At 34.5% G+C, this 18,339-nt stretch carries 16 protein-coding genes; 4 read left to right on the forward strand and 12 right to left on the reverse strand.

Going from position 1 to position 18,339, the window contains the following annotated elements:
- Window positions 1-11: 11 nt before the first annotated feature.
- The 4 genes from CVD18_RS00740 to CVD18_RS00755 all read left to right on the forward strand — a co-directional run bounded on the left by CVD18_RS00740 (window position 12) and on the right by CVD18_RS00755 (window position 4,665).
- Window positions 12-1,244, forward strand: coding sequence for a Tm-1-like ATP-binding domain-containing protein (locus CVD18_RS00740; RefSeq protein ID WP_103863539.1), 1,233 nt, complete (start codon window positions 12-14; stop codon window positions 1,242-1,244).
- Window positions 1,245-1,254: 10 nt separating this feature from the next.
- Window positions 1,255-1,935, forward strand: a complete 681-nt coding sequence (locus tag CVD18_RS00745) for an HAD-IA family hydrolase (protein WP_103863540.1) — start codon at window positions 1,255-1,257, stop codon at window positions 1,933-1,935.
- 11 nt (window positions 1,936-1,946) lie between these two features.
- Entirely contained in the window at window positions 1,947-3,302 is a 1,356-nt protein-coding gene (locus tag CVD18_RS00750; protein ID WP_103863574.1) for an aminotransferase class III-fold pyridoxal phosphate-dependent enzyme, read from the forward strand.
- 127 nt (window positions 3,303-3,429) lie between these two features.
- The gene (locus CVD18_RS00755) at window positions 3,430-4,665 is read left to right on the forward strand and encodes a pyridoxal phosphate-dependent aminotransferase (protein ID WP_103863541.1); all 1,236 of its coding nucleotides are present in this window, start codon (window positions 3,430-3,432) and stop codon (window positions 4,663-4,665) included.
- On the opposite strand, the gene CVD18_RS00760 is transcribed toward CVD18_RS00755, so the two are convergent.
- The 12 genes from CVD18_RS00760 to hpaH all read right to left on the reverse strand — a co-directional run bounded on the left by CVD18_RS00760 (window position 4,631) and on the right by hpaH (window position 18,285).
- Window positions 4,631-5,518, reverse strand: a complete 888-nt coding sequence (locus CVD18_RS00760; RefSeq protein WP_103863542.1) for a helix-turn-helix transcriptional regulator — start codon at window positions 5,516-5,518, stop codon at window positions 4,631-4,633. The two genes, CVD18_RS00755 and CVD18_RS00760, sit on opposite strands and share 35 nt — an antisense overlap.
- A 98-nt stretch (window positions 5,519-5,616) precedes the next feature.
- On the reverse strand, window positions 5,617-7,101 hold the full coding sequence (locus tag CVD18_RS00765) for a sodium/proline symporter (protein ID WP_103863575.1): 1,485 nt from the start codon (window positions 7,099-7,101) through the stop codon (window positions 5,617-5,619).
- 80 nt (window positions 7,102-7,181) lie between these two features.
- On the reverse strand, window positions 7,182-8,516 hold the full coding sequence (locus CVD18_RS00770; RefSeq protein ID WP_103863543.1) for an aminotransferase class III-fold pyridoxal phosphate-dependent enzyme: 1,335 nt from the start codon (window positions 8,514-8,516) through the stop codon (window positions 7,182-7,184).
- A gap of 92 nt (window positions 8,517-8,608) precedes the next feature.
- Window positions 8,609-10,072, reverse strand: a complete 1,464-nt coding sequence (locus CVD18_RS00775; RefSeq protein ID WP_103863544.1) for a CoA-acylating methylmalonate-semialdehyde dehydrogenase — start codon at window positions 10,070-10,072, stop codon at window positions 8,609-8,611.
- A 33-nt stretch (window positions 10,073-10,105) separates the two neighbouring features.
- A complete protein-coding gene (locus tag CVD18_RS00780) occupies window positions 10,106-11,563 on the reverse strand; it encodes an NAD-dependent succinate-semialdehyde dehydrogenase (protein WP_103863545.1) in 1,458 nt (485 codons plus the stop codon).
- A gap of 3 nt (window positions 11,564-11,566) precedes the next feature.
- Window positions 11,567-11,929 carry a 5-carboxymethyl-2-hydroxymuconate Delta-isomerase gene (locus CVD18_RS00785; RefSeq protein WP_103863546.1) on the reverse strand — a complete coding sequence of 121 codons (363 nt, stop codon included), beginning with the start codon at window positions 11,927-11,929 and terminating at the stop codon, window positions 11,567-11,569.
- A 5-nt stretch (window positions 11,930-11,934) separates the two neighbouring features.
- A complete protein-coding gene (gene hpaD / locus CVD18_RS00790) occupies window positions 11,935-12,915 on the reverse strand; it encodes a 3,4-dihydroxyphenylacetate 2,3-dioxygenase (RefSeq protein ID WP_103863547.1) in 981 nt (326 codons plus the stop codon).
- A 45-nt stretch (window positions 12,916-12,960) separates the two neighbouring features.
- Window positions 12,961-14,502, reverse strand: a complete 1,542-nt coding sequence (locus tag CVD18_RS00795; protein WP_103863548.1) for a 4-hydroxyphenylacetate 3-hydroxylase family protein — start codon at window positions 14,500-14,502, stop codon at window positions 12,961-12,963.
- Between the two features lie 7 nt (window positions 14,503-14,509).
- A complete protein-coding gene (locus CVD18_RS00800) occupies window positions 14,510-14,986 on the reverse strand; it encodes a flavin reductase family protein (RefSeq protein WP_103863549.1) in 477 nt (158 codons plus the stop codon).
- 5 nt (window positions 14,987-14,991) lie between these two features.
- A complete protein-coding gene (gene hpaE / locus CVD18_RS00805; RefSeq protein WP_103863550.1) occupies window positions 14,992-16,506 on the reverse strand; it encodes a 5-carboxymethyl-2-hydroxymuconate semialdehyde dehydrogenase in 1,515 nt (504 codons plus the stop codon).
- Between the two features lie 112 nt (window positions 16,507-16,618).
- On the reverse strand, window positions 16,619-17,386 hold the full coding sequence (locus tag CVD18_RS00810) for an aldolase/citrate lyase family protein (protein ID WP_103863551.1): 768 nt from the start codon (window positions 17,384-17,386) through the stop codon (window positions 16,619-16,621).
- 95 nt (window positions 17,387-17,481) lie between these two features.
- Window positions 17,482-18,285: a 2-oxo-hept-4-ene-1,7-dioate hydratase gene (gene hpaH, locus CVD18_RS00815; RefSeq protein ID WP_103863552.1), complete on the reverse strand. Its 804-nt coding sequence runs from the start codon at window positions 18,283-18,285 to the stop codon at window positions 17,482-17,484.
- Between the last annotated feature and the right edge of the window lie 54 nt (window positions 18,286-18,339).

Below are 18,339 nucleotides of genomic sequence, written 5' to 3' on the forward strand. Positions count from 1 at the left end.
ATAAACAAGTAATGAAAAGAAAAACAATACTTATCGTTGGTACCGCAGATACAAAATCTGACGAATTATTATTCATGAAGAATTGTATCGAAGCTCAAGGCGGAACCCCTAAAGTTATGGATGTAGGTGTCTTAGGAGATCCTAATTTTACAGTAGATTATAGCAAACATGATGTTGCAAAAATCATTGATACCACTAACAAAGCTATTATAGCATTAGGAGATGAAAATAAAGCAATGACCAAAACAGCTGAAGGAGCCTCTAAGTTAGTGAGTTACTTATATAGCGAAGGGGAAATTGATGGAATGATTGCTTTAGGAGGCACTATGGGTACTGATTTGGCATTAGATGTCGCTTCATCATTGCCTTTTGGAGTTCCAAAATACGTTGTTTCTACAATCTCTTTTTCTCACTTGATTCCTCCAGAAAGAATCTCTCCAGATTTATCAATGATGCTTTGGTCTGGCGGTTTATACGGAATAAACAAAATATGTAAATCAGTATTAAGGCAAGCTTGTGGTGCTGTTTTGGGAGCTGCAAGAGCTTCACAAAAACTAAAAATAGATAAACCACTGGTTGCCATGAGTTCTTTGGGTAAATCTGCCTTAAAATACATGGTGTATTTAAAACCAGAATTAGAAAAACGAGGTTTCGAATTGGTTGTATTTCATACTACTGGCCAAGGAGGAAGAGCATTAGAATGGTTAGCGAGCAAAAAACGATTTGCAGCCGTTTTGGATTTCAGTTTACAAGAAGTAGTAAACGATGTGTTTAATTCAATTGTAACTTCTGGGAAAGATCGTTTAGAAAACACAGGATTGAATGGGATTCCTCAAATCATTGCACCAGGTTCTATCAACATAGTCGATGTTCCTACTTGGCAAAAACCACCAAAAAAACTAAAAGACAGGCCATCACATGTACATAACAGGTTAATTTCTTCTGTTGTGCTGGATAAAAAAGAATTACAAAAGCTAGCAAAAAAGATCACACAAAAAATTGCTAAAGCAAAAGGAAAAACAAAATTATTACTTCCTCTCAAAGGTGTATTAGAATGGGATAGAGAAGGACAAGAGTTATATGACCCTGAAACATTGAATGTATTTTTTAAAGAGATGAAATCACTGAACACACCCAACATAGATATTGAAGAGATAGATTGCCATATCAATGATCAAATATTTGCAGATAGAGTATTAGATGTTTTTGATGACTGGATCGAAAAAGGAATTATTCTAAAATAATATAACAACCATGAAAACTCATATAAAAGCTTTGTTATTGGATTTTGGTAGCGTGATCAGTAAATCCTTATTTGAACGCCAAAAGAGTATTGAAAATAATCTAAATTTACCTAAAGGAATATTAAAATGGAAAGGGCCATTTGACCCCAAAAGCGATCCTCTATGGATGTCTATGCAAAAAGATGAGATCACAGAACGTAAATATTGGGGTACCCGAGCCAAAGAAATCGGAGAACTGATAGAAAAAAAAGACTGGTCCATGCTTGATTTACTAAAATCTATGGGAGATAAAACAAATTATAATGAAATATTAAGACCACAGGCATTACAAGTTATTAGTATCGTAAAAAAAGCAGGATTAAAAGTGGGTGTTTTAAGCAATGAAATCGAATTATTTACGGGTAAGGACTTTGTAGACAATCTCCCATTTAGACATGATCTGGATACCTTTTATGACGCAACACATTCTGATATTTTAAAACCAGACCCTAGAGCTTACAATACAGCTTTAAACAATCTACAGTTGCAACCCAATGAAGTATTGTTTGTAGATGACCAATTAAGAAATATAGCAGGAGCTATGAAATGTGGGTTAAGAACATTGCATTTTGATATTACACAGCCAGATGCTTGCTATCAATATATTCTAAATGTATTGAACATAGATACACCTGTTTTAATCAACAATTAAAAAAAATAGAAATGGATACAACAGTATTAAATATAGAAGAATGGAATGGTAAAGAACAATGGCATCCTATGGGACATCCAAATGATATGCTTAAAAAACCACCTTTAATTATCAAAAAAGGAGAAGGTGTGTACATAGAAGATAATAATGGGCATAAGATGATCGATGGTGTTGCTGGGTTGTGGAATATTAATTGCGGATATAACCGACAAGAAATAAAAGATGCCATCATCAATCAATTAGATGAATTGGTATATTACTCTACATTTAAAGGTACCTCGCACCCTCGTTCTATCGAACTAGCACATTTGCTTATCGAAATGATGAAACCAGAAAATATGAAACGTGTTATGTTTAGCTCAGGAGGGTCTGATGCTATGGAAACAGCAATGCGTATTGCCCGTCAATATTGGAAAATGGAGGGGCAGAAGGATCGGTTTAAATTTATTTCTTTAAAACAAGGATACCATGGTACTCATTTTGGAGCCGCTTCTGTAAATGGTAATACACGTTTTAGAAGAAACTATGAACCTCTATTACCTGGATGCTCGCATATAGATGCTCCTTGGACCTATAGAAATCCATATACTGAAGATCCCGAAGCATTAGGAAAAAAATGTGCCGAATTATTAGAGCGTGAAATTCAATTTCAGAGCCCAGATACTGTTGCTGCATTTATCATGGAGCCTATATTGGGAGCTGGAGGAGTAATTGTACCTCCTGATAATTTTATGCCACTAGTAAGAGAAATCTGTGATAAATATGGAGTATTGCTTATAGCAGATGAGGTAGTTACAGGTTTTGGGCGATCAGGTAGTATGTTTGGAAGCCGAAGTTGGGGAGTGAAACCTGATATTATGACACTTGCTAAAGGGATATCCTCAGGTTATATTCCATTAGGAGCAACCGTATGCAACGAGAGAATCGACAATGTTTTTAAAGAAAATAATGATTCTTTTGGAGCTATTGGACATGGATATACATATGCTGGACATCCCGTTGCTTGTGCAGCAGCCATCGCAGCTCTAAAAATTGTTATCAAAGAAGATTTACCTGGTAATGCAAAAACATTGGGGACTTATTTGATGGATAGCTTAAAACCTCTAGAAAACCAATACAAAACTATTGGAGATATCAGAGGTAAAGGGTTGATGCTAGCCATAGAATTTGTTGAAGATAAAGCCAGCAAAAAACCAAATAGGGAAATTGTATCAAAAATTCATGAAAAAATGATCGAAAAGGGAGCTTTTGTAAGAGCCTCTGGCAATACAATTATCATTTCACCTCCTTTGGTTATAAACAAAAAGGAATTGGATGTTCTTATAGATGCTTTTACATCTTCTTTGATTGAAATTGGAGCTGAATAATACCACAAAGACTACTCTAGATTTGATTTAATTACTAATCCAAGATATAATAGCACTGGCTCATAAATAAAATATATTTATCCACTACACTTGCCAGTGTTATTATACTTTTTTAATTACGATTATCATGCCAACTATTTCCTTAAAAGGGCACCTTATGCCTCAGTCTCCTATTAGAAAACTAGTTCCCTTTGCAGAAAAAGCTAAAAAAAGAGGAGTAAAAGTATATCATCTTAATATTGGGCAACCAGATATAAAAACTCCACAAATAGCTTTGGATGCAGTCAAAAATAACAACATAAAGATATTAGCCTATAGTAGATCTGAAGGGTCTGAAACCTATCGAGAAAAAATTGCTGCTCATTACAAAAAATATCATATCAATGTATCTTCTGATGATATTTTGGTAACCACTGGCGGTAGTGAAGCTTTATCTTTTACCCTTTCTAGTATTGCCGATGCGGGGGATGAAATCATTATTCCAGAACCATTTTATGCAAATTACAATGGTTTTTCTGTAGCATCTGGATTAAAAATAGTTCCCGTTACTTCAAAAATTGACACTAATTTTGATCTCCCTCCAATTATAGAGTTTGAAAAATTAATTACTCATAAAACAAAAGCTATTTTGATTTGTAATCCAGGAAACCCTACAGGATATTTATATACAAAAGAAGAAATACGGACATTAGCACGATTGGTAAAAAAACATGATTTATTCTTAATTGCTGATGAAGTTTATAGAGACTTTATTTATGACAATACAGAGCATTACTCGATCTTAAGAGAGAAAGAAATAAAAGATCATACAATTATGATTGACTCTGTTTCAAAAAAATATAGCATGTGTGGAGCAAGAATCGGGTGTATTGTTTCTAAAAATAAGGATTTTATGGCTACTGTACTAAAATTTGCACAGGCCAGGTTATCACCTCCAACCTATGCACAAATTGCCAGTGAGGCAGCTCTGGATACACCTCAGGAATATTTTGAAAAAATCACTCAAGAATATAGCGAGCGTAGAGATACTTTGATTACTGAATTGAAGAAAATAAAGCATGTAAAAGTGGCAGAACCAAAAGGTGCTTTTTATTGTATTGCAGAACTGCCGATATGTAATGCAGACGATTTTGCACAGTGGTTGTTAGAAGAGTTTCATTATAATCATGAAACTGTGATGATAGCTCCAGCTTCAGGATTTTATTCTAATTCATCTTTTGGAAGATATCAAGTAAGAATCGCTTATGTATTAAATCAGGAAGATATAAAAAAAGCGGTTACAATCTTAAAACATGCATTGCATGAATATCGTTATAAAAATGATAAAACTACTGTTTCTGTTGCATCTTACGATATTCATTAGGAGTTTTCCCTGTCATTTCTTTAAATAATGTCGAGAAATAAGCAGGGCTTTCAAAACCAAGATCATAGCAAATCTCTTTTAGATTATGATTAGAATACGCAAGTAATCTCTTGGCTTCTAGGATAATTCGGTTAAGTAAATATCTTTTGGCAGTGATCCCGCTAAATTCTTTAACCAGATCAGACAGTTTCCTTCTAGAAAGGCTTAATTTTTCTGTATAAAAGTCCATACTATGATTGGTCATAAAATTTTCTTCGAGTAAACTCAAAAACTTAACATACAATGCTTTTTTATGATTACTGGTTGTTGTTTTTGAAGTTATAATAACAATTTCACGAGCTATCCTTTCTATTTTGAGCATAAAGCTCACAAATAAGTATTGAACGATTGCTTTGCTTGTGAATGCTTCATCTGGTTGTTTATACTCCTCTAGGATACTTTGAAAATGGGATTTTATATTTGCTATGTCATTCTTGGATAACTTTATATAATTAAGATCAGCTATATACCCATTGAGTTTAGAATAAAAACTTGACTTATAGCTCAATCCCGAAGAAGGGATAAACTCATTTTTATATTTTATAGAATAGCCTTTTATATTTTTTCCTTCTATAAAAGTATGTACTTGACCAATATTTATAAGGTATAGCGTATCGGAAGTAAAATCAATAAGTTTATCGTCGATCTTATGCTTACCTTCTCCAGAAAACAAAAAGATGATTTCTTTATATAAATGCTTATCAACCTGATTTTTATTTTCTATACCAGAAATAACAGTAGGTAAAGGTTCTATGGCAAAAGTACTTTCTCTATTATTTCTCTTAATCAAACCTTTCTCTCTTTTTTCTATCATTCTTATTGTATAACTCTATAATGTAATTATAGAAACTAAATATACAAATGATTTTAAAATGATGATTGGGATTTATCATACATAATCAACCCTTTTTTTTAAAATGATTTTCTAGATGTAGTAAAACTAACTATAATCCCAACTATCAAAGCTAATAGAAATGATGGTGCCAATTCTCCTAATTTCTCGAAATACTCGCCTACTCCTTCTAGATTAGTAAAAACAAACTTAAAAAGAGGAACTGATAAAAACCCTGTAATCATAGATGCAATAGCCCCTTTTTCATTAAATTTTTCCCAAGATAGTGACAAGATCATTGTTGGACAAAAGGTAGCAGCAATACCCGACCAACCAAATATTACAAACCAAAAGATGGTTCTTCCTGGAATTGTTATTGCAACAATCATAGCTATCATTAATGCTAATAAAGCTAATATTAGCGTAATAATTTTTGAAATTTTTGCCAACTCTTTTTCTGTTTTCTTTGGTTTAAATATTTGCTGATAAAAATCTCTTGAGATAGCACTGGATGCTACCACTAACAAAGAGTCAATAGTAGACATAATTGCAGACAATACGGCTGCAATGTAAATTCCTACCAAAGTAAGGGGCATTATATGTTCAACCAAAAGGGGTAATACGTTTTGTGCTCCATTACCCAAAATAGTTTCTGGATCTTGCCCAATAGAAGTGAGTAAATATCTGCCATAGACACCAATTAATACAGCGCATGAATCTGTAAGGAGTGTAAATACAATAGCAACCCAACGCCCTTTTTTAATTTCTGCTGTATCTTTTATTGACATAAAGCGAACAAATAATTGGGGAGACCCCATAAAGCCTATACCTATAGACAAAAACCCTAAAATCGTAAAAAAGTCTAATAATGTAAATTCACCTCCACCCCAAATACTCAAAAAAGAAGGGTCTAACTTTGTCAATTCTTCTGATATTGATACATTAGAACTTATTGAAAAATAAGCGACTATCGGCAAAAGTATCAACCCTAGTAGCATGACTAATCCCTGAAATAGATCTGACCACGCAACTGCAACAAAACCACCAGTAAATACATATGCCAAGACAATAATAAACCCCACAATTGCTCCAGTAAAATAGTCCCATCCTAAAAAGGATTCAAAAGCAGATCCTGTTGCATCAATCTGTGCACTGACATAAATAACAACAAACAATGATAGAGCAGTAGCTGCTACTATTCGTAATGTATTTGATCTTGATTTAAAACGGCTGACCAAATAATCGGGAATGGTAATTGATCGATATTTATCTGATAACTCTTTAAAGCGTTCTGCCATTAAAAACCAAGAAATGATAACTCCTATTATTTCTCCGAAAACTGCCCAAAATGCTGAGACTCCGACCATAGCTCCAAGCCCTGTAAGTCCTAATAATAACCAAGCAGATTCTCCTGTTGCTCTAGCAGAAAACGCCACTACCCAAAAACCAAGTTTTTTACCACCTACATAATAATCTTTGGTATCTTTTATTTTTTTAGAAGCAAAATAACCTATTAGAAATAATATTGCGAAATAAAGAAATAGTATACTATACTTGGTAATCATAATTTTATGTTTATTTAATTCTATATCTACCATACGAAGCCCCGAAAAATTAAAATTCAGGAGCTAGCATATTTAAATAATCAGTTATTATAATATTTATCTGCTATAGAAATAGCTTGTGAGATAATTTCTAAACCTTGATCAACTTCTTCTTTACTAATCGTTAAAGGAGGTGCTACAAAAATCCAGTTCCAACGTACAAAAGTAAACATACCTAGCTCTTTGAGTTTGGCAGCTATTTTATTGGTCACTTCCATTTTATTAGGCTTTGCATTCCAAGGAGTAATGGGTTCTTTGGTTTCTCTGTTTTTTACCAACTCAATGCATCCCAATAATCCAGTATTTCTAAAATCACCAATAGATGGGTGTTTCTCTTTCATTTTTTCTATTTGGGCTTCTATATATTTACCAGTTTCGGCAGCTTTTTGCACTAAATTATCTTCTTCGATAATCTTTAGGTTCTCTAATGCTGCAGCACAGGAAACTGCATGTGCTGAATAGGTTAATCCAATGGTCAAAGGATTATCATTAAAGTAGTCTGCAATTTTATCAGTAACGATAACCCCTCCAAGAGGTAAATAACCAGAGGTTAATCCTTTTGCTATGCACATAATATCAGGTGTTACATTATGATGATCAATCCCAAACATTCTTCCTGTTCTACCAAAACCGCTCATTACTTCATCATCAATCATAAGTATCCCATACTTATCACATATATCTCTTACTTTTTTCAGATACATGGGAGGGTATTTAATACAACCAGAAGAACCAGATTCACCTTCAAATAGAATCGCAGCAATAGCGTTGGGGTTTTCAAACTGTACTACTCGTTCCAAATGAGCAATAGCACGCTTACCACATTCATCAATTGAGGATGAATTCCAAGGGCAACGATAGGCATAAGGATTTTCTACATGTACTACATTGGGCATTGCCTGACTATCTACAGGAAATTTTCTTGGATCCCCACCTGCACTCATTGCACCATTAGTAGCTCCGTGATACGAACGATAATGAGTAATAATTTTATGACGTTTAGTATACATTCTTGCTATTTTAATAGCATTTTCTATAGCTTCTGCGCCACCAAGAGTAAAAAATGTTTTGTTAAGGTTACCTGGTGAAATCTCTGATAATTTTTTCCCTAATTGTCCACGAACATCCGTTGCCATACCTGGATAAACAAAACTCAGTTTCTGCATTTGTTTAGTTACAGCTTCTGTAATACGTTGATTACCATGACCAATATTTACATTCATTAATTGGGAAGAAAAGTCTAAATATTTTTTACCATTTTCATCAAATACATGAGATCCCTTGGCCCAAGAAGCGTTAATAGGATTCAGCTCTCCTTGTTTAGACCAAGAAAATAAAGTATAATCAAGGTTGTTTTGTATAGTTTTGTCAGACATTTATATTTAGTTTTTAGAAATAAAATTTATTAGTTCAACTCAGATTCATGTTCACATGACATATCCATTCTTATTTTCACAAGAAAAAGCCATTAACTCATCCAATTGGTTTGTGCTTGAGGATTCCATTTGGTGGTCGTCTTTTTATTTTGTGTCCAAAATTCTATTGAACTACGTCCTGTGATATCACCTATTCCAAATTTTGATTCGTTCCATCCTCCAAAAGAGAAGGGTTCCCGTGGAACTGGTACACCAATATTTACACCAATCATCCCTGCACTAGCTTTTTCTATGACTTGTTTTGCTAACCCACCACTTTGTGTAAATACCGCTGCTGCATTACCATATTCAGAGCCATTTTCTATCTCTATAGCTTCTTCAATATTTTTAGCTCGAATGATAGAAATAACAGGGCCAAAAATCTCTTCTCTTGCCACAGACATATCAGCCGTTACTTGATCTATGATAGTAGGTCCAACATAATAACCTCCTTCTTTACCTTTTACCGTTGCGTCTCTACCATCTAATAAAATTTTCGCTCCATTTTTTTCTGCTTCTGTAATATATTTTTCTATTCTTAGCTTAGCTTCAGCACTAATAATTGCTCCTAGATTTTCTCCTGGAACCATTTTTTTTCCTTCTTCAACCATTTTATCTATAATATGCTGCACCTTATCAACTCCAACCATTACAGATGCTGCCATACAGCGTTGACCAGCACAGCCTGCCATAGATGCTACTACATTATTTGCTGTCATTTCGGGGTTAGCATCCGGTAACACTATTAGGTGATTTTTTGCTCCACCTAAGGCTACACAACGTTTCAAATTAGAGGTTGCTCTTTTGTAAACAATCTTTGCTACTTTGGTAGAGCCTACAAAAGAAACAGCTTCTATATCTGGGTGATCACATATTGCTTCAACTACTTCTTTACCTCCATTCACAATATTAAAAACACCATCAGGAAGCCCTGCTTCTTTAAGTAATTCTGCCATACGAGTAACACTGAGTGGAACCAATTCTGATGGTTTCATTATCATAGTATTCCCTAAAACAATAGCATTTGGCATAGTCCAATGTGGTACCATGTTAGGAAAATTAAAAGGAGTTATCGAGGCAACAACTCCTAATGGTTTACGTTCAATTTTACATTCAACACCTCTGCTAACTTCTTGTATTTCGTTTACTATAATTTGAGGCATTGACACTGCGAATTCACACAATTCTATTCCTTTTTCGATTTCTGCTTTAGCTTCAGCATAAGTTTTACCATTTTCTAATTGAATTAATTTTGTTAATTCGTCAATGTTTTCTTCTAAAAGTACTCGGTATCTAAAAAATATTTGCACTCTTTCTTTCAGTGTTTTTGAAGACCATGATGGAAATGCTTTTATTGCTGATTTTACAGCTATATCTACATCTTGATATGTAGACAATGGTAAGTTAGAAATAATACTACCATCTAGTGGACTTACAATATCCATAATGTCTTGATTGTTAATTTCAAACTTGCCGTTGATATAATTTTTAACCTGTGGTTCTACTATTATTGCCATTTTCTTATTAATTAAAAAACGTTTGTATTATTTTTATTCTATCCCTCCAATACACAAGTATTTTAGCTCCAGATAATCATCTAGACCATATTTTGATCCTTCTCGCCCATATCCACTTTCTTTAATTCCTCCAAAGGGAGCCAGGGTTGTGGATATCAACCCTGTATTGATGCCTACCATACCGTACTCCAAGGCTTCGGCTACCCTCCATATTTTTGCATAATCTTTACCATAGAAATAAGATGCTAATCCAAACTCAGTATCATTTGCCATTTGTATCACTTCTTTTTCCGTTTTAAAAGAAAATACAGGAGCTATAGGTCCAAAAATTTCTTCTTTATATATTTTCATAGAAGTATCAAGATTGCAAAGTAATGTTGGATTATAAAAATTAATACCTTTATTATTTCTTGCTCCACCATAGACTAATTCTGCACCCTTCTGTACCGCATCTTTTACCAAATCTTCTACAAATTCTAATGCTTGATGATCTATCATTGGACCTATCTCAACCCCTTCTTCCAATCCATTTCCTACCTTCAATTTCTGTATAGCTTTGGCTAATTTGGCTGTAAACTCTATCTGTACACTTTCATGAACAAAAATTCTATTGGTACAAACACAGGTTTGTCCAGCATTTCTGTATTTAGAAATTATAACTCCTTCAACTGCCTTATCTATATCTGCATCTTCAAATACTATAAAAGGGGCGTTACCTCCCAGCTCCATAGATACTTTTTTAACAGTGTCTGCGCATTGTTTTATCAATATTTTACCTACTTGAGTAGAACCGGTAAATGATAATTTTCTAACGATAGGGTTGCTCGTCAATTCTCCTCCCACTGCTCTAGAATCACTAGAGGTTACCACATTAAAAACCCCTTTTGGTATTCCTGCCTTTTCTGCCAAATAGGCTAGTGCCAAAGCAGATAAAGGAGTGTTTTTTGCAGGTTTTACTACAATCGTACATCCAGCAGCCAGAGCGGGAGCTACTTTTCTTGTGATCATGGCATTAGGGAAATTCCATGGCGTGATTGCTGCTACAACGCCTATTGGTTGTTTTAAGGTGATTATTCGTTTATCTCGAGTATGACCAGGAATAACATCACCGTACACTCTTTTTGCTTCTTCAGCAAACCATTCTACAAATGAAGCACCATAACGTATTTCTCCTTCTGCTTCTGTTAGAGGTTTTCCTTGCTCAAGGGTTAAAATTTTTGCCAAATCTTTTACATGCTCAATTTGTAAATCAAACCATTTACGTAAAAACTCTGATCGTTCTGTAGCTGTTTTTGATTTCCAGTCAATAAATGCTTTATTGGCTGCATCAATAGCTTCTCTGGTTGCTACTTTCCCTAAATCTGCTACTTCTGTAATGAATGAATCATCAACAGGGTTTATGACATCAAATGTTTTATGATTAGAATCAGATACCCATTGTCCATCAATATAGGCTCTAGTTTGTAGTATGTCGTTATTATTAAGTTTCATAGTTTATCTGATCGCATTTTTGGTAATATCTAATCCTTTTACAAGTTCTTTTATCTCTGTAGACAAAATAATTTCTTTTTTATCGATCTCTATCTGAAAATATTGTTCTAATAATTTCATTCCTATTTGTGATATTTGTTTTCTTATTTCAAGTGACCTGCCTTCTCTTAATCGAAATAATAAGTTTACCATTTTATAAGCATTATTTCCGTTGATTATATAATGATCTGTAGCTGCTACAGCTCTACATTTTACTCCTAATGCTGAAACATGACCTGTTGCGATAAGTTCATTTTTCAACTCTTCAAAAAAATGATTAAAATCTATAGAAACATTAGTAGAATATTCTAGGGTTATATGTGGCATAGGTATTAGTTTGCTATGATAGGTCTTGCTTCCATCTTGGCTTCTCTTATAGGGGTATTTATAAATGAAGACCCATTCTCAAACCAGCTTCTAGGAGCAGGTGCGCCCCATAATGTTTGGCGTTGTGGGTTTTCTAAATCCCATCCCAAAGGCTCCAGATCTGGGTCTACTGTAAGGTAGTCACAGGTATATATTTCTATTCTATGTCCATCAGGATCTAGGATATACAAGAAAAAAGCATTGGATACTCCATGTCTTCCTGGGCCTCTCTCTATATTATCAACAAAACCAGATGTTGCCATTACATCCAATAAATGGATAATATTTAGTGCAGTAGGTACCCATATTGCAGAATGATGTAGTCTAGGGCCATCTCCGTTGGTCAAAGCCATATCGTGCACATTTCCTTTTCGATGCATCCAGGCGGCCCACATTTCTCCTTTTTCTGTGGTGGTGTATTCAGTTAAACGGAAACCTAACTCATTTACGAAGAACTCATAGGTTTCCTGCGCATTAGGTGTAAAGATATTAAAATGATCAAACCGCTGTGGATGCATTCCTTGATATGATTTATATTCACGAAGCTTATGAGCTACTTTTTTCATTCTAGCATAAAATTCTAATATAAATCCTTGAGGAGTGGTTACTTTTAATGTTCTGTCTTCTGCGTATTTTTCTACCCATTCGGTTTTTATATTTTTATGATCCAGATGTTTTTTGAGTGCATCCAAATCTTTTTCAAAAGCTACTTTGAATCCTACTGCCACGACACATGGCTCTTCTGTTTTTCTTAAAATATACGAATGATGTTGTTGCTCTTCTAGGCACCTTAGATACAAAGCATCATTAGTTCTTTCGGTTTCTATTAGACCCAGTGTATCTACATAAAATTTTCTGGAAGCATCTAAATCTTTAACGCCGTATTCAACATGACTACAACGAATAATATTGAACGGAAGATTGAAATTGTGTTTCAGGATTTTCATTGTCTTTTATTTTTTTTATCTTTTTTTATCTTTTTAATAACTATTTTATGTTAACCAGGTATTAGTCCAGCCATTCATGTCATAATCACTCATACATTTTTTCACCATTTCTGTGCATTTGTCAAGAGATTTAGATACAGTTGCTTGCCTCAATATGTCCAAGCGTTGTAAATCCTGACTCCCAGAATAGTTTCGTTCATATAATGAGTGTCTACCTGCAAATTCTGAATACATAGAATCCCATATTAATTTGAAGAGTTTGATCCTGTCATTGGCATCTAACCCTGTTCCTACATAGTATCTCTCTATGTATGGGCGTAATTCTTTGTTTTGTAAATCTTTATTGCTAGAAATAGTATATACTGGTGCACCTCCTAATACGCTTTCAAAAATCTCACGTACTCTATCCCAGCAATTAGACATATATAATCGTAATGCTGCAGCAACTTCTGCGTTAGGAACGACTCCTGTACCACAAGGAGCAACATCATTTACCATGCTAGTGGTTAGTGACCACAAAGTGTTTTTTATACCGATCAATTCCCCTGTTCCTGCTTGTACTCCTCTAAACTGAGCGGTCCCTGATGCTTTGGTTCCTTCTGAGAATAATCCTATACAAAATTCTAATTTGATAGCTAAGCGAACTGCCGCCTGTAAGTTATATCGGTTAAAAAAACCTGATTCTTTGTAGAATTGTTTACATCTATCGATATCTCTATATACCAATACATTTTCCCATGGGATAAATGCATTATCCATAATAATTACAGAATCATTTTCATCATATCTGGATGATAGTGGTGCATCATATGCGCTATTAGCATCATGCTCATAAGATGGTCTACAGATCATTTTAAGACCTGGTGTATTCATATCTGCAAAAAATATGACAGCCATGTCTTCATCTCTATCTTTTTCCATCATAGAAGTGATATTACCTGTCAGCCCAACAAAGGTGCCATGAGTCAATACTGAACCTGTTGCTACCATTTTTGCTCCAGAGACATAAATACCCTTATCATCTTCTTTATCTACGCTTACAAAAACATCTCTAACATTGATTCGATCTTTGGACCTATCTACAGGTGGATCTACCAGCACATGATTCAGAAATAAACATTTTTCAGCAGCTTTTTTATACCAATTAATAGCATTCTGCTGAAATTCTTTTTGATAAAACCCAGCATTATCTTGCAGATGCGCCATAAAAGCGGCTTTATATTCTGGGGTTCTACCCATCCAACCATAGTTTATTCGCTGACTAATCTCTATGGCTTTTCGTGCATCATCTAGTTCTTTTGATGTATAACTAGGAGCAAAAAACTTATGAGTTACAATTCCGTTTTTATCAACCAATAAAAGATCATCTTGATACTCTTCATCGTGCATTGCATCATAGAATCTTGCAATACTTCTTGCCGAGTTTCTAAATGCTTTATGTTCTGCTATATTGGTAATCTTCTCACCATTAAACCAAATTTCTCTACCATCATCTAATGAATCCAGATATTCCTGACCTGTAAAAATTTTGTTTTCATATTCTTTTGAAAATGGTTTATTCTGTGCAGTGTTTTGTTCTGTAATCATAATAAATTTAGATTAATGTGTTTGTATATGTTCTATACTTACCCGAGTAATACATTAAAGGGTTTACATCTTCATTTCTTTGTAAATCTTTTACGTTGCATAGTACCAAGTAATGATCTCCTGCAGGAATAATTTGGTCAACCTCTGTTAGGTAATATCCTAAGGCATCTTTGATTACTGGATAATTTTTAATACTCTCAAATAATGCGTGATGGTCTAAATGATTTTTGCCTGCAAAGTGATTACTAATTTCTTCTTGTTTTTCTGACAAGATGCTAATGGTAATTTTCTTTCCTTTTTCAAGCGTTTCAAACAGCTTAGTTCTTGTATCTACAGAGAACAAAACCAATGGTGGATCTAATGAAACCGATAAAAAAGAATTAGCTGTCATTGCTCTAACTTCAGAAGTTATATCCCCTGAACTTACAATGGTAATTCCCGTTGCAAATCCACCTGCTACTTGTCTTAATTTTTTTGCATCCATATGTGTTATTTTTTACCTAATTGTGGAATGGTATGATCTCCCAATGCAACTGATATATTTTTAGTTTCCATGTAGAAGTCGAAACTATATTCGCCTCCATCACGGCCGATACCACTGTGTTTTACTCCTCCAAAGGGTGCTGGTAAATGCCTTATGTTTTGAGAATTAATCCATACCATACCCGCTTCAACATCATGTGCAACTCTATGTGCCCTTCCTACATCTTTGGTCCATATATAGGCAGTAAGTCCATACTTTACACTATTAGCAATCTCTATGGCCTCTTCTTCTGTATCAAAAGGGATTACAGTAAGAAAAGGGCCAAAAACTTCTTCTTGAGCAATGCGCATATCTTTGGTCGCATTTATAAAAAGTGTTGGATTTACATAACACCCATTTGTTAAGTGATCTGGTGTACCACCACCCACAGCAAGTGTCGCTCCATCTTTCTTTCCGATCTTACCATAGCTTAGTACTTTTTCTTGATGAGTAGGATGTATCATTGGTCCAACTTCGGTAGTAGGGTCTAGTGGGTTTCCTACGGTAATATTTTGAACTCGTTTAATAAGTTGATCAACGAAGTCTTTGTAAATACTTTTTTCAAGAAGGAGTCTGCTACTAGATGTACATCGTTCCCCATTAAGACTGTATTTCATAAAAACAGCAGTATCCAAAGCCCGATCTAGGTCTGCATCATCAAACACTATAATTGGATTTTGTCCTCCTAATTCGAGATGTACTCGTTTTAAAGTAGGAGCTCCTTGTTTCATAATCAGACTTCCTGTAGTTGTTTCTCCTATAAAAGCTAATGCTTTGATATCGTTATGTTCTGTCAATGATTTTCCTGCCACTTCACCAAAACCATTTACTACATTCCAAACTCCTTTTGGTAAACCTGCCTCATGTGCCAATTTCACCAAATAACTTGCTGTCACTGGGCTAAATTCTGCAGGTTTGTGCACTACTGTACAGCCTGATGCCAATGCTGGTGCTATTTTCCATGTACTAAGCATAAATGGCGTATTCCAAGGAGTAATTATCCCAATAGGGCCTATAGGTTGTCGTATAGTGTAGTTAATATGATGAGTATCTGGAGTGGATAATCCATTAGGTGCATCTATAACTTTATCAGCAAAATATCTGAAATTTGCAGCACCTCTTACTGCTGCTTTTTTCATAAAGCGAATAGGCTGCCCTGTATCATAACTCTCTAAAACAGCAATTTTATCGGCATGCTCTTCTATTTTATCAGCAATTGCATACAAGATATCTCTACGTTCTTGATGAGGCATTTTTTTCCACGATTTAAATGCTGTCATCGCTGCTGTAGCTGCTTGATCAATATCTTTTTCATCAGATAAAGCTACCTTAGCTATAAATTCTTTATCTACAGGTGAATGTGTTTCAAAAGTATTTCCCGATGAAGCTTTTAACTGTTTTCCATTTATAAAGTTTTTTATTCCTTCTTTTTTGAGTTTAGGTAAAAGCTGGTTCAGTATTTTTAAATTAGTATCTAACATTTTATGTCTAAAAGTTTTAAAATTGTGTGGATTGCTCACTTGATAAAGGTATTCTTGTTACAACGAACATCTTTGTATTTTTGTGTAAGAATTATTATACTTTTGTGTATGTTTATTTTAGCTTATCTCTAAGTTGTTGCGCTCCATTGGCTAATACTAGTGTATCTACACCAACCCCTAATAAGTTCGCTCCTTTGTTTTTATAAAACTCAATAAGTTCTTCTGATAAGGCCAGTACCCCTGCTGTTTTTTTCTTTTCTTTAATTTTGATTAGTGCACTGGCAACAGCTTCTTTTACTACGGGGTGTGCTGGATTTCCTAAATACCCCATAGAGGCAGCCAAATCAGCAGGGCCTATAAAGACACCATCAACTCCATCTATATCTAAAATTTCTTCTAAATTGTTAAGCCCTTTTATGGTTTCTACCTGACAAATCAAACACATCTGGCTGTTTGCTTTGGCAAAATAATTTTCCAACCGGTTCCATTTTGATGCTCTCGCTAGGGCAGTACCTACCCCTCTAATGCCTTCTGGTGGATATCGCATATCTTTTACTAGCTGTGATGCTTGTTCTGCGGTTTCTACCATTGGCACTAATAAATTTTGGACTCCAATATCCATAAGATTTTTTATCAATACTGAATCTCCAACGGGTGGTCTTACAATAACCTGAGATGAATATGCTGATAGTGTTTGAAGTTGTAATTGTATTTTTCTTATATCAAATGGGGCATGTTCTCCATCAATCAATATCCAATCAAAATCAGCACACGCAATAATCTCTGCAACTACTGTGTCAACCAAACCATTCCATATACCATAGGTCAATTCTCTATTTACAACGCTTTTTTTGAATATGTTATCTCCTAATTGTTTCATCTATTTATTTTGTTTATTGTTATCACTCAGGTAGAATTTGCCAATAATCATTTTCAGTTGATGTTAGCCGAATTATTATGACTCATTTCATAATGTTATATGAATTTACATTCAATTGTACCCAGCTCATTATAATCTGCTACAATGGTGTCTCCTGCATTGACTTTTACAGGTCTTGTAAAGGAACCAGCCAAAATAATTTGCCCAGGTTCCAGCGCTATATTGTGGTTTGCATATTTTTGAGCTAGCCATGCAACTCCTCTTGCGGGATGATCTAGTACAGCGGCAGCAACTCCAGATTCTTCAATAACATTATTTTTGTATAAAAGAGCACTTATCCAGCGTAAATCAACTGCGGTTGGCTTTATTTTCTTATTTCCTAATATAATTGCAGCATTAGCTGCATTATCAGCAATAGTGTCTCTAATTGTTCTTGTATATCCAGTATCAGGATGTACTCTATATGTTCTTGCGGCTATCAATTCTAATGCAGGAACTACATAATCCGTAGCGTTTATAACGTCTGTAACCGTCAAGTTTTTACCAAACAGAGGCTTCTTTAATACAAAGGCTATTTCTACTTCGATTCTAGGGTCTGAAAATTCAGAAACTTTGATTTCACATCCATGATCAAAATGCATACTGTCTAGTAATGTTCCATAATCAGGTTCATCTATAGCCATTGCTACTTGCATTACTTTAGAAGTCAACCCAATCTTATACCCAATAACCTTTTGTCCTTCTTTTTGTTTAAGTCTCATCCATTCTTCTTGAATAGCGTAAGAATCTTTTATTACCATTTCTGGATACCTTACAGTTGTAGCTTCTATTTGTAAGCTATTTTTTTCTGCACTATGCAATTGGTTTGCTTCTTCTTCTATTTGCTGTTTGCTGAGCATACTATATCTTTTTTGTATAGTACATAGTTCGTTATTTAGTTATGAATTTTTTTT

It is taken from the genome of Aquimarina sp. I32.4 (genome assembly GCF_002924285.1).
GTDB lineage: Bacteria > Bacteroidota > Bacteroidia > Flavobacteriales > Flavobacteriaceae > Aquimarina.